Raw genomic sequence first — 22,678 nt, forward strand, 5'->3', positions numbered from 1 at the left:
CTAAATTAATTATTTTGCATATTTTTATTTGGAATACTGTTTATTAATACAGTATATTTATCCATTATTGGGCTAAATAGCTAAGACCTATTCTTAAGTATATTTTCCAAGCCGTTGTTTCAAGTAGCATTTTTATAGTCACCATTTTATCAACACATGACGCTAAGTGTTTGTAATCACTAGGAAATTTCCTAAAAAATTACCCAAAAACACTTGACCCTCTTATTGCGATCCTCTAAAGTGGGAGGAAGTGTGAAAAAGTGGGGTAAATGGTGTTTCAAGGTGCGTCAGCTCTCAATTTAGATGCAAAAGGCCGCATGTCTGTGCCGGCAAAGCATCGTGACGCCTTGTTAGTTCAAGGTGAGGGCCGAGTTACGCTCACAAAACACCCTGATGGATGCCTCTTGTTGTTCCCCCGCCCTGAGTGGGAAACATTCCGATCACGTGTCGCGCAATTGCCGATGGATGCCCATTGGTGGCGCCGAATCTTCCTTGGTAATGCTGCAGAAGTAGATTTGGACAGCGCAGGAAGAATTTTGGTGAGCCCAGAGTTGCGATCAGCCGCCGGTATTGAAAAAGAAGTGATGCTACTCGGTATGGGTAGCCATCTGGAGTTGTGGGACGCCGCTACTTACGCTGCAAAAGAACAGGCTGCCATTGCACAAGGTATGCCTGAAGCCCTGAAGCAATTTAATTTTTGATGACAGGGTGCCATGAACATAACTCATCGCCCAGTATTACTGGCCGAGGCGGTGACGGCGCTGATCAGTGGCCCACGCATCACCTCTCCCGAAGCATCAAAAAATCCACTCTTGATCGATGGAACCTTTGGGCGTGGCGGACATACGCAAGCACTGCTTTCACAATTGCCTTCGAGCGCGCGAATGATTTCCTTCGACAAGGATTTAGATGCGATCGCAGTCGCGGAAAAAATCAACGATCCACGTTTACGAATCGTGCACGACAGTTTTGCGCAGATGGATCAGTATGCGGAGCCAGAATCAGTCGATGGCATTTTGTTAGATCTTGGCATCAGCTCTCCGCAGGTGGACGAAGCACATCGCGGCTTTTCCTTTCGCAAGGATGGTCCACTCGATATGCGCATGAACACGGATCATGGTTTAACAGCAGCAGAATGGTTGGAGCAAGCATCACAAGAGGACATCACGCGCGTGATTAAGACTTATGGTGAAGAACGTTTTGCATTTCAGATCGCAAAAGCTATCGTAGCTAAGCGAGAAGAGGGTCTGTCACCAAAAACAACTTTGCAATTAGCAAGCTTGGTTGCCAGCGTCGTTCGCACAAGAGAAATTGGGCAAGACCCAGCTACGAGAACTTTTCAGGCCTTACGTATTTTTATTAATCGCGAGTTAGAAGATTTAGAGCTCGGATTAAAAGCTGCGCTCAATTTATTGAAGCCGGGCGCTCGATTGGCAGTGATTAGTTTTCATTCGCTAGAGGATCGCATTGTTAAGCAATTTCTGCAGTCACATGCGAAGGTTGAGGTGCCTCGTGGTTTGCCAGTTCGCGATCGAGATTTACCGCAAAGCGCCTTAGAAATTATTGGACGTGTTAAGCCAAGTGATGAAGAGGTTCGAGAGAATCCTCGTGCCCGTTCAGCCATCATGCGAGTTGCTGAAAAACGTGCGGGAGTGCTAGCTTGAATCGCGCTACGCTGACCTTACTTATTTTGCTATTGGTTTGCGCCCTCTCTTTGGTTGCAGCACAGCAGCGTGCACGCAAATTATTTATCTCCTTGGAACGTGCACAAATTGAAGAGCGCAAACTGAATCAAGATTGGTTGCGCTTAGAGTATGAGCAGCGCAACCTTTCTAAGTCTGCACGTATTCGTGATGTTGCTCGTAATCAGTTACACATGGTTCCCATCTCTCCAGAGCGTACTTTGTACTTGAAGGAGGCTAGATGAGGCCGGTAGGTTTTTCAACTACGCCAAATTTAGTATTGCGTCTGCCAATGTGGCGGTCACGTCTGATGCTGTTCATGTTGTTCTTCGTCTTCATGTTGCTCTTAATTCGCGCATTCTGGATTCAGGGTCCGGGAAATGCTTTCTATGAAGCTAAAGGTGTGCGCGGTACTCAGCGTGAGTTGGAGTTGCCTGCTTCCCGTGGAAAAATATTAGATCGCAATGGTCAAGTGATTGCTACCAGCTTGGAAGCAAAGTCAGTGATTGCCTATAACGACACTGTGCCTGATGATTTAGCTGCAGATAAAGTGCAGAAATTAGCAAGTCTTTTGCAGATTAGCGAAGCAGAGTTGCGTAAAAAGCTAAGAGAAGAGCGTAAGCAAATTTTCTTAAAGCGCCAAGTAGACCCAGAAGTGGCGCAACAGATTAAGCAATTAGAAATTCCGGGCATTGGCTTAAATAATGAATATCGTCGCTTCTATCCTGAGGGTGAGGCGATGGCGCACGTCGTTGGTTTTACTAATGTGGAAGACCGTGGTCAAGAGGGTATGGAGCTCTCTCGGGAAAAAGAACTAGCTGGACATCCAGGCGCTCGTCGAGTGGTTGTGGATCGCCTCGGTCGTGTTGTTGAAGATGTTGCGATTTTGCAGTTGCCACAAAATGGTAAAGATTTGCAACTCTCTATTGATAGCAAGATTCAGTTTCTGGCTTATAACGCGGTTAAGAATGCAGTTGAGCAACATCGTGCCAGCGCTGGTGGTGCGGTGGTATTAGATACTCAGACTGGTGAGATCTTAGCCTTAGCAAATTACCCGAGCTACAACCCGAACGATCGTAAGAAGCTGACGGGTGAGCAGTTGCGTAATCGTGTTTTAACTGACACCTTTGAGCCTGGCTCAACGATGAAGCCCTTAACGGTAGCGATTGCTTTAGAGAAGGGTGTAATCACTCCTACTACCAATATGGCAATTGGTGCCAAATATTTAGTTGGTCCAAAGCCGATTACCGATACGCATCCATACGGCAACCTCACTGTTGCGCAAATTATTCAAAAATCGAGCAATATTGGTACGGCCAAAATTGCGATGAACAATTTATCCGCTGAAGAGATGTGGAATTTCTACACATCAGTTGGTTTGGGTCAGGCGCCGAAGATTGGCTTTCCTGGTGCTGTAGCTGGTACTGTGCATCCCTTTAAAAAATGGATGCCAACTGACCAGGCGCGGATTGCCTTTGGTTATGGCATTTCAGGCTCACTCTTTCAGGTGGCGCGTGCTTATACGATCTTTGCGCGTGATGGTGAATTGGTGCCGCTTACGATTGAGCGTAGTCCAGAATTTAAGCCTGGTACACACGTCATTTCTGCTAAGACAGCTATTGAGATGCGCAGCATGATGGAGTCAGTAACAGAGCCAGGTGGTACCGCCATTAAAGCGCAAGCTGAAGGTTATCGAGTTGGTGGAAAAACAGGTACAGCCCATAAATTGGTAGGTAAGGGGTATGGGAATAAATACCGCGCTTACTTTGCAGGCTTGGCACCCATTAGTGCCCCACGCATTGTGGTGGCCGTCATGATTGATGAGCCGACTGGTGGTAGCCACTACGGTGGGGATGTTGCAGCACCAGTGTTTTCTACTATCGTGAGTGAGACTCTGCGTACCTTAAATGTCTTGCCGGATAGCCCGCTTAAGCAGAAAGCAATGCAGGATCAAAGTCCTGTCGTAATACAGAGTGCCGCAGTCAAAACAAATACAGCGGTTTTAAAAAGATGATGGCAATGATTAATATCGAACCCCATCTCTTGATCTCTCATTTACGTGATCTCACATCAGCAGATGCAAAAGCAACTGCTGATAGTCGTCAAATTCAATCTGGCGATATCTTCTTCGCATATCCTGTTGGTCATGGCAATGCTTTGCGTGATGGTCGTGATTACATTGCAGCCGCCTTGGCAAATGGTGCAGCAGCGGTTGTATTTGATCCCGCAGATGGTGTTGCTAACGAATACTTAGACCGCTCAGAATGCTTTGCTGTTGATAATTTATCCAGCCTAGCTGGAGAGCTCTGTGCTGAGTGGTATGACTATCCAAGTAAACAGCTCAATGTTATCGGCGTTACCGGCACCAATGGCAAAACCAGTATTACTCAGTGGCTGGCACAGGCTTTGGATGAGTCCAACCATCGCACTGCAGTTTTGGGTACTTTGGGTACCGGTTTCCCGGGAGCGTTAATCGAGACTGGTTACACCACACCAGATGCGCCACGTTTACAGACTCAATTAAAAGAATTGCTCGATGCAGGTGCTCAGCAGGTGGCCATTGAGATTTCTTCTCATGCGCTCGATCAAGATCGCATTTCTGGTTTGGATGTGCGTACTGCGGTATTTACCAATTTAACTCAAGATCACTTGGATTATCACGGCACGATGGGTGAATACGCCGAGGCAAAAGCGAAGCTGTTCCAATTGCCTCAACTTGAAAATGCCATCATCAATTTTGACGACGCATTTGGGCGCGAATTAGCAATGAAGCTCCTCGCTGTCGACGGCCCTCAAGTATGGGGCTACGCATTCAGTAGTAATGCATTTGCCGGATTTGAAAAATTTGGCGATCGTCTGAAGCGCACCTATACAGAAAACACCCTGTTTACAAGTGCTGGCTATGACTCTCAATTTAACTGTGATGCATCAGGTTCAAGCACTGTTCAACTTGCAGTATTGGGTGAATTTAATCTGAGTAATTGCCTTGCCGTTTGGACGGTTCTGTTGGCCCAAGGCTTGAGCACCAGTGAAGCCTCTAAGCGCATGAATAAGTTGAGTGCCGTTCCAGGTCGGATGGAACTGATTCGCTTAAATAAAACGCAGAGAACTGAGGGTCCATTAATTGTTGTGGACTATGCGCATACCCCAGATGCCCTCGCTAAAGCATTGAATGCATTGCGCCCCATTGCAAATCAACGTAATGGAAAAGTATGGTGTGTCTTCGGTTGCGGTGGTGATCGAGATTCAGGTAAGCGCCCACAAATGGGGCGTGCAGCGCAAGAGTTTGCTGATCATGTTGTGATTACGAGTGATAACCCCAGATCTGAAGAACCGAATTCTATTATTGCCATGATCCAAGCTGGTATGTCAGGCGATCTATCGAATGTGCAAGCATTGCCCGATAGAGCAGCTGCCATTATGGCTGCGGTCCGACATGCCGACATCCAGGATATTGTTCTAGTTGCTGGTAAAGGACATGAGTCTACTCAAGAGATCAATGGCAAGAAATTTGATTTTTCTGACCAAGAGCATATTCGTTTGGCTGCAGGGGGTGGCGTATGAGTGTGCCTATGACTAGTCTCGCCCAAGTGCATGCCATGTTGCCAGGTAGTCAGTTGATTCATGCTGATGCAAAGTCTGCTGAAGGAATTTCTATTTCTCATGTTGGCAGCGATAGTCGTCAGATTCAGTCTGGTGAATTATTTATTGCTTTGTCGGGCGATCGTTTCGATGCGCATGATTTCTTGGGTGATGTGGCAACAGCAGGTGCAAGTGCGGCGCTTATTAGTAATAAGGAAAAATGCCCTGCAAACTTACCAGCAGTATCTGTCCAAGACGTTAAACAGGGTTTGGGTGAGCTGGCAAAGGCATGGCGCGCACAGTTTTCTATCCCAGTAGCTTTGGTAACAGGATCTAATGGCAAGACCACTGTAAAAGAGATGATTGCTTCGATCTTCAAGGCGGCTGCTGGTGAAGAGTGCACTCTAGTTACTAAAGGTAACTTCAATAATGATATTGGCCTACCCTTAACCTTGCTACGTATGCGATCAACCGATCGCTTAGCAGTGATTGAGTTGGGGATGAATCATCCCGGCGAAACAGCAGAACTAGCCCTGATTGCTCAAGCCAATATCGCTCTGATTAACAATGCCCAGCGCGAGCATCAAGAATTTATGGCGACTGTAGAAGCAGTTGCAAAAGAACATGCAACTGCTTTGAGTGCGCTTCCTGCAGATGGTGTAGCAGTATTTCCAGCGGATTCTGAGTTCTCTTCGGTTTGGCATCAAGCTGCCGCAGGACGCAAGGTAATTGACTTTGCTTTATCTACAGACTCGATGTTAGTCAAAGCCTCTGTGACTGGAAAGTTATTGGCTAGCGGAAGAATTGAGATTTCAACTGAACTTGGCAAACTTGAGGTTCAACTCAATACCTTAGGAAACCACAATGTGCGCAATGCCTTAGCGGCTAGTGCAGTTGCTGTAGGTGCTGGATTAAGTTTGGAGCAAATCAAGTCCGGTTTGGAATCTTTTGTTCCGGTAAATGGACGCATGCAATCAAAGCCTTTACTTGCGGGTCGCACCTTGATTGATGATAGTTACAACGCGAATCCTGATTCTGTAAGGGCTGCTATTGATGCGCTTAAACAATCTGGCAATGCTTCTTGGTTGGTATTGGGTGATATGGGTGAGGTAGGTGATCAAGGACCTGCGTTCCATGAGGAGGTTGGTGCCTATGCTGCCGAGCAGGGTATTAGTAAGTTATTTGCGCTCGGAGAGCAGTGCAAATTTGCAGTGCAGGGCTTTAATGATTCGCAAAAGACTCAGCTTGCTAGCAGTGCTATGCACTTCACCACACTCGATCAGTTGCTTGAAGAGCTTAATGTGGCGCTAGCAGATCAAGAGTCAAGCAAGCAGTTGCACTTAGATATTTTGGTTAAGGGATCTCGTTTTATGCGTATGGAGCGTGTAGTACAGGCTTTATTAGAGGAGGCTAAAGCATGCTCTTGATATTGGCGCAATGGTTGCAGGATGATTTTGGATTTTTCCGAGTCTTTAACTACATCACTTTTAGAGCGGTAATGGCAACAGTGACTGCTTTGCTGATTGGCTTAGCGGCTGGCCCGTGGGTTATTCGTAAGTTGACTGCATTGAAGATGGGTCAAGCGGTTCGTACGGATGGCCCACAAACCCATTTAGTGAAATCAGGCACCCCAACAATGGGTGGCGTACTGATCCTATTGGGTATTTTTATCTCCTGCATGTTGTGGGCTGATTTGAGCAATCGTTTTATTTGGATTGTGATGATTGTGACTTTTGGATTTGGCTTGGTTGGTTGGGTTGATGATTACCGCAAAGTATCGCGCAAAGATCCCAAAGGAATGGCCTCACGAGAAAAATTCTTTTGGCAGACTTTAATTGGATTATTTGCCGCTATTTATTTAGCCTTCTCGGTATCTGAAGTCAATAACCTTAAAGTCTTGCAATTGTTCTTTGATTGGCTCAAAAGCGGATTCGCTTTGGACTTGCCTGCGAAATCAAACTTACTGATTCCTTTCATGAAGGAAATTAGCTACCCATTAGGCGTAATGGGTTTCATCATTTTGAGTTACTTAGTCATTGTTGGTAGTAGTAATGCTGTGAACTTAACTGATGGTCTTGATGGCTTGGTCATCATGCCTGTGATATTGGTTGGTGCCGCTCTAGGCGCCTTTGCTTACGTGATGGGTAATGCAATTTACGCAAAGTATCTGTTATTCCCATATATTCCTGGCGCAGGCGAACTCATGATTTTCTGTGGCGCTATGGGCGGCGCGGGGCTGGCATTCCTTTGGTACAACACACATCCTGCTCAAGTATTTATGGGTGATGTTGGTGCGCTCGCATTGGGTGGTGCACTCGGTACTATTGCCGTGATTGTTCGCCAGGAAATTGTGCTCTTTGTCATGGGCGGAATCTTTGTGGCAGAAACACTGTCAGTGATGTTGCAAGTCTTTTGGTTCAAATTTACCAAGAAGCGTTTTGGTGAGGGCCGTCGTATTTTTAGGATGGCACCACTTCATCACCATTTCGAATTAGGTGGCTGGCGCGAAACACAGGTAGTTGTTCGCTTCTGGATCATCACCATTTTATTAGTCCTCATTGGCCTCTCCAGCCTGAAATTAAGGTAAGCCAAAGAATATGCATAACTTAGACCAAGCCTTCGCTAACCCAGCGCTCATCGCAGATGATGGCTATCAAGCGCCTCAGCATTTCTTAATCTTAGGATTGGGAGAGTCTGGTTATGCAATGGCTAAGTGGTGCTTGCGGAACGCTGCTAAGGTTAGTCTGGCTGATACGCGAGATCGCGAAAAGTTAAATGAGCGACAAAAAGCCTGGTTGGCTGATCTTGAATTTGCAGGACTCAAAGAAGCCCACTTTGGACCTCTTGATAACATTAATTTAAAGAATATTGATGTCATCGGAATTAGTCCTGGCTTATCCCCAATTCAAGAGCCAACAGCCTCTTTCTTAGCTAAGGCGCAAGAATCTAGCATTGATATCTGGGGTGAATTGGAATTCTTTGCCAGAGCTATTGCTGCATTAGATCGCATGGCTCAAGTCGCAGAGTCTGAATACAAGCCAGCCTTACTAGCAATCACCGGAACAAATGGCAAGACAACCACGACTGCACTAACGGGACAGTTATGCGAGCGTGCCGGTAAGAGAGTTGCTGTTGCTGGAAATATCAGCCCAGCAGCTTTAGATAAGCTGATGTCTTGCCTAGATGAATCTGATCAAGTTTCCGATATGCCTGAGATTTGGGTGCTAGAACTCTCCAGCTTCCAATTGGTTTACACAAGCACCTTTAATGCAACAGCAGCAACTGTATTGAATATTACGCAAGATCACTTAGATTGGCACGGTGATATGCAGGCCTATGTTGATGCAAAAGCGAATATCTTTAGTCAAGACACTATCTGCATTCTGAATCGCGATGATTCACTTGTAATGAATCTCCTGAATGACGAGCAAAAAGCAAATAAATCCGTTATTACTTTTGGCGCAAGTCGTCCTGATGAGCAGGGTGCCTTTGGCATTGAGCATGATCTACGTGCTGGTGGGATTGATTGGCTAGTTTGGGCTGAGGTGGACGAAGATCTTGAGCCTCAACCTAAGCGTCGTCGTAAAGCTGCTGCTGTAGAGGAAGAGCCATTAAGACTAAAGCGTTTAATACCTGCTGATGCTTTACGCATTCGTGGTCGCCACAATGCTTTAAATGCATTAGCTTCGTTAGCCTTGGCACGCGCAGCTGGTTTGCCAATGAATATGCTTTTACATGGTTTGCGTGACTACCATGGCGAGCCACATCGTGTTCAAAGTGTTTCGATTGTGTCGAATGTTGAGTATGTGGATGACAGTAAAGGTACCAATGTAGGCGCAACTGTAGCTGCGCTCAATGGTTTAAGTGCAAATGATTCCGGTAAGCGGATCTGGTTGATTGCTGGTGGCGAAGGGAAAGGCCAGGACTTTAGTCCCTTACGTGATCCTGCATTGCGCTTTGTAAAAGGTGTTTTCCTGATTGGTAAGGACGCGCCAATGATTGCTGAGGCTTTAGCTGATGCAGTGCCCTGTGTCATGAGTGAGACCCTCCAAAGTGCAGTGGCAGAAGCCGCAAAACAAGCTCAGTCTGGCGATATCGTTTTACTCTCACCAGCTTGTGCTAGTTTTGATCAGTTTAGCGATTACGTGGCACGTGCCGAAGCATTCGTTGCTGAAGTTCAAGAGCTAGGAATGCAATTCGAAGGAGTCCATGCATGAGTTTGAAGGAAAAACTTTTTCCTGAGAATCGTTTGGGCCTTGGCCGCTTCTGGAATTTCTCCAGAGGCGGGATCGATAATTTCCGTAGCGGCTTGAGAGATGCGGTTTCTGGTGTTGAGCAAACTCGCTCACGCATGATGGACTATGACCAGTTGTTAGTTTGGGCGGTACTGTCTTTGGCTTTGATCGGTTTGGTCATGGTCTATTCCGCATCCATTACCTTGGCTGATGGTCCTAAGTACGCAAATTACAGTAGCAACTTCTTCTTAATTCGGCATTGCATTTCATTGGCAATTGCCATTGGTGTTGGTATTTGGGCATTCAAGATCCCAACCAAAGTTTGGGATCGTTATTCACCAGTCATTTTTGGCTTTACGGTTTTACTCTTAATTGCTGTTCTTATCCCTGGTGTGGGTAAGGGTGTAAATGGTGCGAAGCGTTGGATTCCATTGGGACTCATGAACTTCCAGCCATCTGAATTAATGAAATTTGCTGCAGTGATTTTTGCCGCAAGCTACACAGTCCAGCGCCAAGAGTATCTGCACTCATTTGTTAAGGGCATGTTGCCAATGGGTATTGCGGTTGCATTGGTTGGTGGCTTATTAATGGCTGAGCCAGATATGGGCGCATTCGTAGTGGTGGCTTTAATTGCATTTGGAATTTTGTTCTTAGGCGGTATTAGCGCTAAGTTATTTGGTGGCTTGATCTTGGTTGGCTTGCTGAGTGGTGCCACGATGATTGCCCTTTCACCATTCCGTCGCGGTCGCATGTTGGCATTTATGGATCCATGGCAAGTCGACAATGCAGCAAATAAAGGATATCAATTAACCCATTCACTCATGGCATTTGGACGTGGTGAATGGTTTGGTTTGGGTCTGGGCGGTAGTGTTGAAAAATTGCATTACCTTCCGGAAGCGCATACCGATTTCATCATGGCGGTGATTGGTGAAGAGCTTGGATTCGTTGGCGTAGTAGTGATGATCTTCTTGTTCTATTGGATCGTACGTCGTGCTTTCTTGATTGGCCGCACTGCTTTGCAACTGGATCGTAGTTTTGCTGGTCTCGCCGCTAAGGGCGTAGCGATATGGATTGGCTGGCAGGCATTTATCAATATGGGCGTGAACTTAGGCTTGCTGCCTACCAAAGGCTTGACTCTTCCTTTAGTCAGTTATGGTGGTTCAGGAATATTGATGAATGCAGTTGCGGTCGCTATGCTCCTGCGTATTGATTATGAGAACCGAATCTTGATGCGAGGTGGCAAGCTATGACCAAGCCATCCATCTTGATTATGGCCGGTGGTACTGGGGGACATATTTTCCCAGGCCTAGCTGTTGCTGAATATCTACGCATCTGTGGCTGGAAAGTTTTTTGGCTTGGCAATCAAAGCGGTATGGAATATCGCCTAGTAAAAGCTTGTGACTTCCCATTTGAGGCAGTTGAGTTTGGCGGCCTGCGTGGTAAAGGCATTAAAGCAAAATTGATGTTGCCGTTTAATCTCGCAAGGGCGAGTTTTCAGAGTTTGAAGATCATACGCCGTATCAAGCCAAATGTCGTTTTAGGTATGGGCGGGTACATTACATTTCCCGGCGGCTTGATGACGAAGTTTTTGAAGAAGCCATTGGTTCTGCATGAAGCAAATTCTGTAGCGGGAAGCGCTAATCGCGCTCTTGCCAAAATTGCTATGCGTACCTTAACTGGTTTCCCGGATACGATGGCGCATGCTGAGTGGGTTGGCAATCCAATCCGTGAAGAATTTGAAGTCGTGGGCGCGCCAGCAAAACGATATGAATCGCGCACCGGACCTTTGTCGATATTAGTAGTTGGTGGTAGCTTAGGTGCGGCTGCTTTAAATGAAGCAATTCCAGCAGCATTGGCATTGATGGATAAAGATGCACGTCCACAGGTGATTCATCAGGCGGGCGATAAACATCTTGCAGATTTACAACAGCGATATGCTGACTTAGGTGTTATTGCTGACATTCGTCCTTTCATTGACGACATGCCAACCGCCTATGCACAGGCAGATCTCGTTATCTGCCGTTCTGGCGCGATGACTGTTTCAGAAATCGCAGCATGTGGTGTTGCATCCTGCTTGATCCCATTCCCCTATGCAATTGATGATCATCAGACTGCGAATGCACGCTTTTTGTCGGATGCAGATGCAGCAATTCTGCTTCCACAACAAGATCTCAATCCGCAGGATCTTGCATCCATGATTCAAAACTTTAGCCGCCAAGATTTACAAGTGATGGCTGAGCGTGCTCATGCTTTAGCAAAGCCTCATGCAACTCAGCGTGTGGCTGAGGTATGCGCAGACTGTGCAGGAGTAGGTATATGAAACATATCGTTCAGCAAATCCATTTTGTTGGTATCGGCGGAGCAGGCATGAGTGGTATTGCCGAAGTACTCCTGAATTTGGGTTATCAGGTATCTGGATCCGATTTGGCTGAGGGTGCTGCAACAAAGCGCTTAAAAGATTTAGGCGCAGTCATTCATATTGGCCATGATCCTAAAAATATTGGCACCGCAGAAGCGGTAGTAATTTCTACTGCAGTTGCTGGAAATAATCCTGAGGTACTGGCTGCTCGCGCAGCTAAGGTGCCTGTGATTCAACGTGCTGTCATGCTCGGCGAACTCATGCGTTTGAAGCAGGGCATTGCGATTGCAGGTACTCATGGCAAAACAACGACAACCAGTTTGGTTGCCTCAGTCTTGGCCGAAGGCGGCTTAGATCCAACCTTTGTGATTGGCGGCAAGTTAAATTCCGCAGGTGCTAATGCGCGCTTAGGCCAGGGTGACTTTATTGTGGTTGAAGCGGATGAGTCCGATGCCTCTTTCCTGCAATTATTCCCAGCGATGGAAGTGGTCACCAATATCGATGCTGATCATATGGATACCTATCAGCATGACATGGCAAGGTTGAAGCAAGCATTTGTCCAATTTATTCAGCGCATGCCTTTTTATGGTGTTGCAGTACTTTGTATTGATGATGCGAATGTACGCGACATTATTCCATTTGTATCTCAACCGGTATTGCGCTACGGCTTATCTGAAGATGCAGATATTCGTGCAAGTAATGTGCGCGCTGAAGGTACTCGCATGCACTTTACGGTTGATCGTAAAACTGTACGCCGTCATGGCAATACGCCAGGTCGACTTGAAGTGCAATTAAATTTACCGGGCTTACATAACGTTCGTAATGCCTTAGCAGCGATTGGTATTGCCACTGAGCTTGGTGTGGGTGATGAGGCCATCGTGAAAGCATTGTCTGAATTTAGTGGTGTTGGTCGCCGCTTTCAAAGATATGGAGAAATTCCTTTGTCATCTGGTGGAAGTTTCACATTGATAGATGACTACGGACATCATCCTGTTGAAATGGCGGCTACTTTATCTGCAGCCCGTGGTGCTTATCCTGATCGACGCTTGGTGTTGGCATTCCAACCCCATCGTTTTACAAGAACGCGTGATTGCTTTGGTGAGTTTGTCCAAGTACTGAAAAACTTTGATGCCCTGGTATTAACCGAGGTATATCCCGCCGGCGAAGCGAAGATTCCAGGTGCTGATGGTCAGAGCCTCATGAAAGCAGCGCTGACAACTGATAAAGCTTTAAAGGCATCTTTGGATAGCGCAGCCGTGGCCTTTGCTCCAAGTGTTGCTGAGATGCCAGAAAAGCTCGGCAACATTTTGCGTGATGGTGATGTCTTAATCACGATGGGTGCAGGCTCTATCTCTGGCTTGCCTCATGTATTGGCGGAGGCAAAACATGTCTAAGCAAAATCAACAATTGCTTTCTTGGGGTGAGCGAGTGAAACAAGAGCTCGCGAATCTAGATGTTAAATCTCTTGGTCGAGTCGGTGTATTGCTTGGTGGTCGGTCTGGTGAGCGTGAGATTTCCTTGATGTCGGGCAATGGCGTATTGGAAGCACTGCTGTCTAAAGGGGTTGATGCACATCCATTTGATCCGGGATTACGTTGCCCAACTGAATTGGCAAATGAAAAATTTGACCGTATCTTTATTTCCTTACATGGACGCTACGGTGAAGACGGCACGATCCAAGGATTGCTCGAACTTTTAGGTTTGCCTTATACCGGTAGCGGTGTACTGGCTTCTGCATTAGCAATCGACAAAATTGCAACCAAGCTTGTCTGGCTTAGCAGCGGTCTTTCAACTCCAGAGTTTCAGGAGTTGAAAGCTGATAGCGATTGGAATGCAGTGGTGAAGCACTTAGGTTTGCCATTAATTGTCAAGCCAGCACATGAAGGCTCTTCACTTGGTCTGACTAAGGTGAAATCCGTCGAAGAGTTGCCTGCTGCTTATAAGTTGGCTGCAGGGATGGATAAAAAAGTGATTGCTGAAACTTGTATTGTTGGTGATGAGTTAACTTGCCCATTGGTTGGATTTGGAGAAAATGCTGAGGCATTGCCTGTGATCAAAATCATTCCACCTGAGGCCAATTACGATTTCCACAACAAGTATTTTTCTGATGAGACTAAATACTTGTGCCCAACTGGCTTGGCACCAGAAGTCAATAAAGCGGTTCAAGATTTAGCCTTAGCTGCTTATCGCACCCTTGGTTGTAAAACCTGGGGGCGTGCTGATGTGATGTTGGATCAAAAAACTGGCAAACCCTATCTCTTAGAGATGAATACATCTCCAGGTATGACTTCACATTCTTTAGTTCCAATGGCCGCTAAAGCAGCCGGTGTTGAATATGCTGAATTAGTTCTCTGGGTCATTTGCCAAACCTTAAATACCAAGGGGGCTGCGCAAGTATGAGTCGGATGAGCGCCTTCTTAAATGGCTTCGGTGAAGTATTTGCTTCACTGGCGTCTCCGCTTTGGAATCATCCAGAGCGGATGCAAAAGCTGAGCCGTTTCTTAATGCGCTGTTTCGCGGTCATGGTTTGCGTTGGAATTTTGGTGTGGCTAAGCCAGCGACCCGTCTTTGCATTACGCCAAGTAGTGATTGAGCCGGTGGCTGGGCAGACGCTAAAGCATATTAATAAGCCTGTGGTGAAACAACAAGTCTTAGAGACGGTCCAGGGAAACTTCTTTAGCGTGAGATTGGAAGATGTTAAGCGTGGTTTCGAGTCTATGCCATGGGTGCGTCATGCCAATGTTCGCAGAGTCTGGCCAAACGGATTGATTGTGAGCATTGAAGAGCAAAAACCATTTGGAACTTGGGGTGGAGCCGATAGCCATACCTTAATGAATACCCATGGTGAACTATTTGCTGGCCGTGTTTCTGATGTGGGAGACGGAATTCAGTTGATTGATTTTTCTGGTCCAGAAGATGCAAGCAAAGAAGTGATGCGCTTGTATGAAAAAGCGAACGCCTGGTTTAAGCCTTGGAGTGCGGAAGTAAAAAGCTTAACCCTCTCTGAGCGGTATGCCTGGCATGTGAAGTTATCAAACGGAATGAAGGTGGAGTTCGGTAGGGATGAAGAGAACTCTGACAAAACATTAACCGAGGATCGTGTAGCGCGCCTCTTTAAGTATTGGCCGCAAGTTCAAGAGAAGTGGGCTAATCGCGTAGACGCAATTGATTTGCGCTATGCAAATGGTTTTGCAGTACATCTTGCTTCGGCAAGTTTGAAAAAGAATGAAGCAGATGGCAAGAAAAGTGAGCAGAAGCAATGAGGAATGAGAATGAGTAAAGACAACCGCGATTTATTGGTCGGATTAGATATTGGGACCTCCAAGGTGGTTGCTTTGGTTGCAGAGTTAGCACCGGATGGCCAATTTAATGTCGTTGGCGTTGGCCAAACTGCGTCCAAAGGTTTGAAGAAAGGCGTAGTTGTCAATATTGAGGCTACTGTCCAATCTATTCAAAAAGCTCTTGAAGAAGCTGAGGTCATGGCAGATCGCCAGATCGTGCAGGTCTTTACTGGCATCGCTGGAAATCACATTGTGAGTTTTAACTCCAGCGGTATGGTGGCCATTCGCGATAAAGAGGTTAGCGCTGGAGATGTTGAGCGCGTCTTGGAAACTGCCAAAGCAATCAATATTCCAACAGATCAACAAATCCTACATATCCTTGTTCAAGAATTCATTATTGATGGACAAGAAGATGTGCGTGAGCCAATTGGAATGAGTGGTTTGCGCCTAGAGGTGAAAGTGCATATTGTTACTGGCGCTGTTAGTGCTGCGCAAAATATTGTGAAGTGTGTGCGTCGCTGTGGCTTGGAAGTAAATGATCTTATTTTGCAGCCGCTAGCATCTAGCTTAGCTGTGCTAACAGAAGATGAAAAAGAGCTGGGCGTTGTCTTGGTTGATATTGGTGGCGGCACAACTGATATCGCTATCTATTGCCAGGGCTCCATTCGACATACTGCTGTGATTCCGATTGCTGGCGATCAAATTACTAATGACATTGCGATGGCATTGCGTACGCCGACGATCGATGCTGAAGATCTCAAAATTCAATATGGTATTGCTCGTCAAGATATGGCGGATCCAACCACCATGATTGATGTGCCCGGCGTTGGAGATCGCGAGCCACGCCCAATGTCTAAGCAAGCCTTAGCTGCTGTCATTGAGCCGCGCGTAGAAGAGTTATTTACTTTGGTACGTGGTGTAGTTCGAGATTCTGGTTACGAAGATATGGTGTCTTCAGGAATCGTGCTGACTGGTGGAACTTCGTTAATGCCAGGCATGGTTGAGCTTGCTGAGCAAGTCTTCTTACGTCCAGCGCGTATCGGTACTCCTGAGTACCGCGGCCACTTGCATGAAGTTTTGCGTAGCCCTCGTTTTGCTACCAGCATCGGTTTATTAATGGAAGGCCAGGCGCAGTTGTTGCGTGGCCGTCGAGTATCTCAGTCAGGCGCGTTGCAAAGTGTGATTTCGCGCATGAAGGAATGGTTCGCAGGAAATTTTTAAGTTTTTCGTCGTCGTCAACGTAGTACTTATTACCTAGGAGGGTATATGGAATTTGAAATGTTAGATCAAGAAACAGCCGGCAAAACCATTATTAAAGTGGTTGGAGTTGGTGGTGCAGGTGGTAATGCAGTTCAGCACATGATTCGTCGCGGTGTTAACGGCGTAGAGTTTATTTGCATGAACACCGATGCTGGCGCTTTACAGCGTTCTGAGGCATCTGTGAATTTGCAACTAGGCTCTAGCGGACTCGGTGCTGGCGCAAAACCTGAAATCGGTGCAGCCTCCGCTGAAGAAGCTCGCGCACGTATTGCGGATACATTGCAAGGCGCACACATGGTGTTTATTACTGCTGGTATGGGTGGCGGCACAGGTACTGGCGCAGCACCAATCGTTGCTCAAGTTGCTAAAGAGATGGGTATTTTGACTGTGGGCGTTATCAGCAAACCATTTGACTTTGAAGGCGTGAAGCGTCTGAAAGTTGCGGAAAATGGCGCAGCTGAGCTTGAGTCATATGTAGATTCATTGATCGTAGTTCTCAATGAGAAACTGTTCGAAGTTATGGGTGAAGATGCTGAGTTTGATAAGGCATTCGCATGCGCTGATGATGTATTGCATAACGCCGTTTCAGGTATTGCAGAAATTATTAACGTACAAGGTTTGATCAACGTCGACTTTGAGGACGTGAAAACAGTGATGGGCGAACAAGGCAAGGCGATGATGGGGACTGCAACAGTTTCTGGCATGGATCGTGCACGTTTAGCTGCTGAAGCTGCTGTTGCCTCACCATTGCTCGAAGGTGTTGATTTATCTGGTGCGCGTGGCGTATTGGTGAATATCACCGCTAGCCGTTCATTGAAGTTGTCTGAGACTCGTGAAGTGATGGCAGCGATCCGTGGCTATGCTGCAGATGATGCTACTGTGATCTTTGGTACTGTATATGACGAGAGCTTAGGTGATGCCTTGCGCGTTACTGTAGTGGCTACTGGCTTGAATAATCCACAAGCACGTCAACATCATCAACCAGAAGTAGTTTGGAGACAAGCTACTGGTACGCATGATGCGATGCCAACAATGGCTGACTTGAATAGCTTTGCTCCAGCAAGCGCTTCAGCAGCAATGAGCAAGGTAAGTCTTGATTCAGCTTTAAGCACTAGCGCTGGTTTGGCAATGACAGGTGCTGGTACTGCGCCTTCGATGGCCGCTCAACCAGCAACTAGCGGAGTCGATTACAGCCAATATGATTTGCCACGTGTATTCCGTAGTTCGCGTGAAGCTACACCAGCCCCTACATTAGGTGCTGATAGCTCACCACAGGCAAAAACCATGTTGGATAAAGGGGCTGATTACTACGAAATCCCAGCCTTTTTACGTAAGCAAGCAGACTAAACCACTGCTCAATACAATATGTAGTTGCAGAATGCCAGCGCGGCGCCCCTCCGGACGACGAATCCCGCGCTAGCGTTGGCATACTCATGACAACTATTTCATTGGAGATCTTATGATCGCAGTCGGACAAAAATTACCAAACGCTACTCTTTATGAGTTTTTAGATGAAGCTAGTGAAGGTTGCGCTATTGGTCCAAACGCATTCGAAGTTGAAAAACTCACTGCTGGCAAAAAGATTGTGATCTTTGCTTTGCCTGGCGCATTTACGCCGACTTGTTCAGCAAAGCACGTACCTAGCTATGTTGAGCACTTTGATGCAATCAAAGCAAAAGGCGTTGATGAAATTTGGTGTATTTCAGTTAATGATCCATTTGTAATGGGTGCTTGGGGCCGCGATCAAAAGGTGGGTAAAAAGATCCGCATGTTGGGCGATGGTAGTGCTGAATTTACTAAGAAACTTGGCCTCGAATTAGATTTGACTGCACGTGGTTTGGGCGTGCGTTCAGATCGTTATGCCATGATTGTTGAAGACGGTGTAGTGACAACTTTAGATCGTGAAGCACCTGGTAAGTTTGAAGTAAGCGACGCTGCTTCAATTTTGAAGAAGCTTTAAGAAATCATTCCTGAATTTAGATAGAACCATGATGAAGCAACGCACAATCGCCACCCCGATTAAAACCGTGGGGATTGGCTTGCACTCTGGTCGCAAGGTGACTTTGTCTATTAAGCCTGCGCCGATAAATTCAGGAATCTTATTTGTACGTGTAGACACCCCAGAGCAATCGGTTGTACCGGCCACTGCTCTGGCGGTTTGCGATACTCGCTTAGCCTCAGTGATTCAAAAAGATGGGGTTCGTGTTTCCACTGTGGAGCATTTGCTCTCCGCTTGTGCAGGCCTAGGTCTTGATAATTTACTGATTGAGCTAGATGGCGAAGAGGTTCCCATCATGGATGGCAGCGCAGCCTCATTCTTGTTTCTGATGGAATCGGCGGGTATTGCAGAGCAAGAGGCACCACGTCAATTTGTTGTGATTAAAAAACCGATTGAAGTCCGAGAGGGCGACAAGCTCGCACGTCTAGAACCTTTCTTTGGATATAAGTTAGATTTCACAATCGACTTTAAGCACCCGGCAGTAGATAAAACTGGTCAGCGCTTTGTAGTGGATTTTGCAGAACATGCCTATAGAAGCGAGATTGGCCGTGCTCGTACTTTTGGCTTTGCGCATGAAGTTGAGGCTTTGCGAGAAATGGGATTGGCACGTGGCGGAAGTTTAGATAACGCGATCGTGCTTGATGAGCATCGCATTCTGAATAACGAAGAGTTACGTTATGAGGATGAGTTTGTCCGTCACAAAATTTTGGACGCTATCGGCGATCTGTATTTAGTTGGTCATCCGATTGTTGGCTCTTATGTCGCTGAAAAATCAGGACATGCCCTCAATAACGCGCTCTTGCGTAAGCTTTTAGAAGACCCCAGTTCTTATGAAGTTAGCAGTTTTCCAGAAAATAAGGCTCCCGCCGCCTATTCCAAAGAGAGTCAACCCCTCTTTTTCTAGGTTTATTTAGGCTTGCTTTGAAGTAGGCGTTCAACCGCCTTACGCAGATCAGAATCTGGTGCCAATTTCTCCAATAAGGATTCCCAGGAAGCCCTCGCTACGGCATTAAAGCCTTTTGGCTTCTGGCTGACCTGCTGACCTTCGCGGGGCTTAATGTCCCAGGTTGGTGGGGCTGGCTTTAGACGCACCTTAATGCTACTGCAAATAACCCCTTTTTTAGCTAACTCATTGATTAGACTAGGTAAAACCTGCTGAAGACGGGTGGCGATACTTGCCCCATTCACCAGTAAAAATAATTCATTCTGACCGCCAGAACGCCAGCCAGCCTCAATTTTAGGCGCTAAGTTATCTAAATCTAACTCAAAAAGAGCTGCTTTGAGGGCAATTTTGAGTTTGGCCAGATCTTCTGTTTTCGCCAAAATTCCGCCCAAGCCCTCAGAGTCGCGCAAATACTCTAGCCACTCATGGGCGGCTTTCGTGCGGACAGGTTTAGGGGCAAAGTTCATATAAAAAGAGGGTGCGGGTGATAAACTCAAGGTCTTAATTTACTTCAATATCCCATGGTAATCGGTCTTCTTAAAACCCTGGTCGGCAGTCGTAACGACCGCCTCTTAAAACAGTATCGCAAAGTAGTTGCCAAAGTTAGCGCTTTCGAGCCTAGCCTGCAAGCTTTGGATGATGCCGCACTGCAAGCAAAAACTGCTGAGTTCAAGTCGCGTTTGGCTGCGGGTGAGTCATTAGATGATATTGCTCCAGAGGCTTTTGCGGTAGTTCGTGAGGCAAGTTCACGAGTGATGAAGATGCGCCACTTTGATGCGCAGATGATGGGTGGTCTTGCATTACACCAAGGCAAGATTGCTGAAATGGGAACGGGCGAAGGTAAAACCTTAACCGCTACGCTTCCTGTGTATTTGAATGCTTTAACAGGCAAAGGTGTTCATGTCATCACGGTAAATGATTATTTGGCTCAGCGCGATGCTGAGTGGATGTCAACGCTCTATAACTTCTTAGGTATGAAGGTTGGCGTGAATCTATCTCAGATGGATCACACAACCAAGCAAGAAGCTTATGCATCTGATATCACCTATGGTACTAATAATGAGTTTGGATTTGATTACCTCCGTGACAACATGGTGCAAGACTTGGGTCAACGTGTTCAGCGTGGCCTAGCTTATGCGATTGTTGATGAGGTTGACTCCATTCTGATTGATGAGGCTCGTACCCCATTGATCATTTCTGGTCAGGCCGAAGACCACACTGATTTGTATATCAAGATCAATGCATTGCCTGCTTACTTGGAGCGCCAAATTGGTGAAGAAAAAGCAGACGGCACTGGTGTTGAAAAGCCAGGTGATTACTGGGTTGATGAAAAGTCCCAGCAAGTCTACTTAACAGAGCGCGGTCACGATAAGGCAGAGACAGTTTTAGTTGAGCTTGGCGCATTGAATGATGGCGACTCTTTGTATGCTCCGCAAAATATTACTTTGATGCATCACGTGTATGCCGCATTACGTGCGCATACTCTGTACAACCGTGATCAACAATATGTTGTTCAGAATGGTGAAGTCATTATTGTTGATGAGTTCACAGGGCGTCTAATGCAGGGTCGTCGTTGGTCTGATGGTTTGCATCAAGCTGTTGAGGCTAAAGAGGGTGTACAGATTCAGAATGAGAATCAGACGCTAGCCACAATTACTTTCCAGAACTACTTCCGTATGTATGGCAAGTTGGCTGGTATGACTGGTACTGCAGACACCGAAGCTTATGAGTTCAAGGAGATTTATAACCTTGAGACTGTAGTTATTCCCCCCAATCGCATTAGCCAACGAAAAGATCGTCAAGATCAGATCTACAAGACATCGCGCGAGCGCTACGATGCAGTAATTAAAGATATTGAGGATTGTTACAAACGTGGCCAACCTGTATTGGTTGGTACAACTTCAATTGAGAATTCAGAATTAATTGCTGGCTTACTAGATAAGCGTCAATTGCCACATCAAGTATTGAACGCGAAACAGCATGCCCGTGAAGCAGAGATCATTGCTCAAGCTGGTAGACCAAAGATGATCACCATTGCCACCAATATGGCTGGCCGTGGTACGGATATTGTTTTGGGCGGAAACGTTGGCAAACAATCCTCTTTAATTGAAGCGGATGCTGCTCTATCCGATACAGAAAAAGCAGCCAAGATTAAGACCTTGCAGGATGAGTGGCAAAGTTTGCATGACCAAGTATTAGCTGCGGGTGGCTTGCACATTATTGGTACAGAGCGTCACGAGAGCCGTCGTATTGATAATCAGCTTCGCGGTCGTGCTGGTCGTCAGGGTGATTCTGGTTCTTCCCGTTTTTATCTTTCTTTGGACGACTCTTTACTGCGTATTTTTGCTGGGGATCGTTTGCGTGCAGTAATGGACCGTCTGAAAATGCCGGATGGCGAACCAATTGAAGCTGGAATGGTGACTCGTTCAATTGAGTCTGCTCAGCGCAAGGTTGAAGGCCGTAACTTTGATATTCGTAAGCAATTACTGGAATACGACGACGTTGCCAATGATCAGCGTAAAGAAACTTATCGCTTAAGAAATGAAGTTCTTGAAAGTGCTGATGTTGGTGAGTTGATTGCCAATTTGCGTGAAGATGTGTTGCGTGGCATTTGTGCCTTATACGTTCCCCTAGAATCGATGGAAGAGCAGTGGGATCTAGTTGGCTTGGAGAATGTATTGGCCAGCGACTGGGGCTTAACAGTCGACCTGAAAAATTGGGTTGAAAATGCTGCATCTATGGACGATGAGCAGATTGTTGATCGTGTATTAGAGGCTGCAAAAGAAGCCTACGATGCAAAAGTAGATCTTTCTGGACGCGCATCCTTCGCTGGATTTGAGCGCTCAGTTTTGCTCTATAGCTTAGATACCCATTGGCGTGAACATTTAGCCGCTTTAGATCATTTACGTCAAGGCATCCATTTGCGTGGTTACGCTCAGAAAGATCCAAAACAAGAGTACCGCCGAGAAGCATTCGAGCTATATGGTGAGTTGCTGAACGTCATTAAGAATGATGTTGTGAAAAGCATCATGACAGTACAGATTCGTAGTGCAAGCGAGTTGGACGAAGCCTCTGAGTCGATGAATGAAGATTTAGCCAAACTTTCAGATGTGCAGTATCAGCATGCTGATGCAGATCTTGAGGTGGCTGGCTCAACTGGCGATCGTGGTGCAGCGATTGAAATTGCTCCTGCACCCATGCGTACTGGCCCTAAAGTAGGTCGCAATGATCCTTGTACCTGCGGTAGTGGTAAGAAGTACAAGAACTGCTGCGGCGCACTAGGTTAAATTTAGCGGGATTAAAAAAGAGCTGCCAGTCCCGGCAGCTCTGTAATGCC

19 protein-coding genes are annotated in these 22,678 nt (G+C 46.5%); 18 read left to right on the plus strand and 1 reads right to left on the minus strand.

What is annotated here, in order from left to right; translation table 11 throughout:
- Positions 1 to 272: 272 nt before the first annotated feature.
- The 17 genes from mraZ (at position 273) to lpxC (ending at position 19,302) form a co-directional block, all read left to right on the plus strand.
- Positions 273 to 701 carry a division/cell wall cluster transcriptional repressor MraZ gene (gene mraZ / locus ICN25_RS02400; RefSeq protein WP_216179526.1) on the plus strand — a complete coding sequence of 143 codons (429 nt, stop codon included), beginning with the start codon at positions 273 to 275 and terminating at the stop codon, positions 699 to 701.
- A 12-nt stretch (positions 702 to 713) separates the two neighbouring features.
- Positions 714 to 1,664, plus strand: a complete 951-nt coding sequence (gene rsmH / locus ICN25_RS02405) for a 16S rRNA (cytosine(1402)-N(4))-methyltransferase RsmH (protein ID WP_216178824.1) — start codon at positions 714 to 716, stop codon at positions 1,662 to 1,664.
- Entirely contained in the window at positions 1,661 to 1,927 is a 267-nt protein-coding gene (gene ftsL, locus ICN25_RS02410) for a cell division protein FtsL (RefSeq protein WP_216178825.1), read from the plus strand. The genes rsmH and ftsL overlap by 4 nt, the downstream gene beginning before the upstream one ends.
- Entirely contained in the window at positions 1,924 to 3,696 is a 1,773-nt protein-coding gene (locus tag ICN25_RS02415) for a penicillin-binding protein 2 (RefSeq protein WP_216178826.1), read from the plus strand. The genes ftsL and ICN25_RS02415 overlap by 4 nt, the downstream gene beginning before the upstream one ends.
- A complete protein-coding gene (locus tag ICN25_RS02420) occupies positions 3,693 to 5,246 on the plus strand; it encodes a UDP-N-acetylmuramoyl-L-alanyl-D-glutamate--2,6-diaminopimelate ligase (RefSeq protein WP_216178827.1) in 1,554 nt (517 codons plus the stop codon). Before ICN25_RS02415 ends, ICN25_RS02420 begins: the two co-directional genes overlap by 4 nt.
- A 2-nt stretch (positions 5,247 to 5,248) precedes the next feature.
- Complete coding sequence (gene murF, locus ICN25_RS02425) at positions 5,249 to 6,691, plus strand: UDP-N-acetylmuramoyl-tripeptide--D-alanyl-D-alanine ligase (protein ID WP_216179528.1); 1,443 nt, start codon at positions 5,249 to 5,251, stop codon at positions 6,689 to 6,691.
- Positions 6,682 to 7,851, plus strand: coding sequence for a phospho-N-acetylmuramoyl-pentapeptide-transferase (gene mraY / locus ICN25_RS02430; protein WP_216178828.1), 1,170 nt, complete (start codon positions 6,682 to 6,684; stop codon positions 7,849 to 7,851). Before murF ends, mraY begins: the two co-directional genes overlap by 10 nt.
- Positions 7,852 to 7,861: 10 nt before the next feature.
- Entirely contained in the window at positions 7,862 to 9,481 is a 1,620-nt protein-coding gene (murD, locus tag ICN25_RS02435) for a UDP-N-acetylmuramoyl-L-alanine--D-glutamate ligase (RefSeq protein ID WP_216178829.1), read from the plus strand.
- Entirely contained in the window at positions 9,478 to 10,749 is a 1,272-nt protein-coding gene (ftsW, locus tag ICN25_RS02440; protein ID WP_216178830.1) for a putative lipid II flippase FtsW, read from the plus strand. The genes murD and ftsW overlap by 4 nt, the downstream gene beginning before the upstream one ends.
- Positions 10,746 to 11,819 (plus strand): undecaprenyldiphospho-muramoylpentapeptide beta-N-acetylglucosaminyltransferase, encoded by a 1,074-nt coding sequence (murG, locus tag ICN25_RS02445; RefSeq protein ID WP_216178831.1) that lies wholly within the window; start codon positions 10,746 to 10,748, stop codon positions 11,817 to 11,819. The genes ftsW and murG overlap by 4 nt, the downstream gene beginning before the upstream one ends.
- Positions 11,816 to 13,252, plus strand: a complete 1,437-nt coding sequence (gene murC, locus ICN25_RS02450; protein ID WP_216178832.1) for a UDP-N-acetylmuramate--L-alanine ligase — start codon at positions 11,816 to 11,818, stop codon at positions 13,250 to 13,252. Before murG ends, murC begins: the two co-directional genes overlap by 4 nt.
- On the plus strand, positions 13,245 to 14,258 hold the full coding sequence (locus tag ICN25_RS02455; protein WP_216178833.1) for a D-alanine--D-alanine ligase: 1,014 nt from the start codon (positions 13,245 to 13,247) through the stop codon (positions 14,256 to 14,258). The genes murC and ICN25_RS02455 overlap by 8 nt, the downstream gene beginning before the upstream one ends.
- The gene (locus ICN25_RS02460) at positions 14,255 to 15,121 is read left to right on the plus strand and encodes a cell division protein FtsQ/DivIB (protein WP_255536645.1); all 867 of its coding nucleotides are present in this window, start codon (positions 14,255 to 14,257) and stop codon (positions 15,119 to 15,121) included. The genes ICN25_RS02455 and ICN25_RS02460 overlap by 4 nt, the downstream gene beginning before the upstream one ends.
- 9 nt (positions 15,122 to 15,130) lie before the next feature.
- Positions 15,131 to 16,360 (plus strand): cell division protein FtsA, encoded by a 1,230-nt coding sequence (ftsA, locus tag ICN25_RS02465; RefSeq protein ID WP_173959480.1) that lies wholly within the window; start codon positions 15,131 to 15,133, stop codon positions 16,358 to 16,360.
- Positions 16,361 to 16,405: 45 nt separating this feature from the next.
- The gene (gene ftsZ, locus ICN25_RS02470; protein WP_216178834.1) at positions 16,406 to 17,746 is read left to right on the plus strand and encodes a cell division protein FtsZ; all 1,341 of its coding nucleotides are present in this window, start codon (positions 16,406 to 16,408) and stop codon (positions 17,744 to 17,746) included.
- Between the two features lie 112 nt (positions 17,747 to 17,858).
- On the plus strand, positions 17,859 to 18,359 hold the full coding sequence (locus ICN25_RS02475) for a peroxiredoxin (RefSeq protein WP_215376659.1): 501 nt from the start codon (positions 17,859 to 17,861) through the stop codon (positions 18,357 to 18,359).
- A gap of 28 nt (positions 18,360 to 18,387) precedes the next feature.
- Entirely contained in the window at positions 18,388 to 19,302 is a 915-nt protein-coding gene (lpxC, locus tag ICN25_RS02480; protein ID WP_216178835.1) for a UDP-3-O-acyl-N-acetylglucosamine deacetylase, read from the plus strand.
- Positions 19,303 to 19,304: 2 nt separating this feature from the next.
- On the opposite strand, the gene ICN25_RS02485 is transcribed toward lpxC, so the two are convergent.
- Positions 19,305 to 19,838: a hypothetical protein gene (locus tag ICN25_RS02485; RefSeq protein WP_255536646.1), complete on the minus strand. Its 534-nt coding sequence runs from the start codon at positions 19,836 to 19,838 to the stop codon at positions 19,305 to 19,307.
- A gap of 24 nt (positions 19,839 to 19,862) precedes the next feature.
- Here ICN25_RS02485 and secA point away from each other — a divergent pair, with 24 nt between their 5' ends.
- Positions 19,863 to 22,628, plus strand: coding sequence for a preprotein translocase subunit SecA (secA, locus tag ICN25_RS02490; protein ID WP_216178836.1), 2,766 nt, complete (start codon positions 19,863 to 19,865; stop codon positions 22,626 to 22,628).
- Positions 22,629 to 22,678: the final 50 nt, after the last annotated feature.

Source organism: Polynucleobacter sp. 80A-SIGWE (assembly GCF_018882295.1).
Taxonomy (GTDB): domain Bacteria; phylum Pseudomonadota; class Gammaproteobacteria; order Burkholderiales; family Burkholderiaceae; genus Polynucleobacter.

Coding starts and splice junctions, on each gene's coding strand:
- rsmH (WP_216178824.1), top strand. CDS start 714: ATGAACATAACTCATCGCCCAGTATTACTGGCCGAGGCGGTGACGGCG.
- ICN25_RS02415 (WP_216178826.1), top strand. CDS start 1,924: ATGAGGCCGGTAGGTTTTTCAACTACGCCAAATTTAGTATTGCGTCTG.
- ICN25_RS02420 (WP_216178827.1), top strand. CDS start 3,693: ATGATGGCAATGATTAATATCGAACCCCATCTCTTGATCTCTCATTTA.
- mraY (WP_216178828.1), top strand. CDS start 6,682: ATGCTCTTGATATTGGCGCAATGGTTGCAGGATGATTTTGGATTTTTC.
- murD (WP_216178829.1), top strand. CDS start 7,862: ATGCATAACTTAGACCAAGCCTTCGCTAACCCAGCGCTCATCGCAGAT.
- ftsW (WP_216178830.1), top strand. CDS start 9,478: ATGAGTTTGAAGGAAAAACTTTTTCCTGAGAATCGTTTGGGCCTTGGC.
- murG (WP_216178831.1), top strand. CDS start 10,746: ATGACCAAGCCATCCATCTTGATTATGGCCGGTGGTACTGGGGGACAT.
- murC (WP_216178832.1), top strand. CDS start 11,816: ATGAAACATATCGTTCAGCAAATCCATTTTGTTGGTATCGGCGGAGCA.
- ICN25_RS02455 (WP_216178833.1), top strand. CDS start 13,245: ATGTCTAAGCAAAATCAACAATTGCTTTCTTGGGGTGAGCGAGTGAAA.
- ICN25_RS02460 (WP_255536645.1), top strand. CDS start 14,255: ATGAGTCGGATGAGCGCCTTCTTAAATGGCTTCGGTGAAGTATTTGCT.
- ftsA (WP_173959480.1), top strand. CDS start 15,131: ATGAGTAAAGACAACCGCGATTTATTGGTCGGATTAGATATTGGGACC.
- ftsZ (WP_216178834.1), top strand. CDS start 16,406: ATGGAATTTGAAATGTTAGATCAAGAAACAGCCGGCAAAACCATTATT.
- ICN25_RS02475 (WP_215376659.1), top strand. CDS start 17,859: ATGATCGCAGTCGGACAAAAATTACCAAACGCTACTCTTTATGAGTTT.
- lpxC (WP_216178835.1), top strand. CDS start 18,388: ATGATGAAGCAACGCACAATCGCCACCCCGATTAAAACCGTGGGGATT.
- secA (WP_216178836.1), top strand. CDS start 19,863: ATGGTAATCGGTCTTCTTAAAACCCTGGTCGGCAGTCGTAACGACCGC.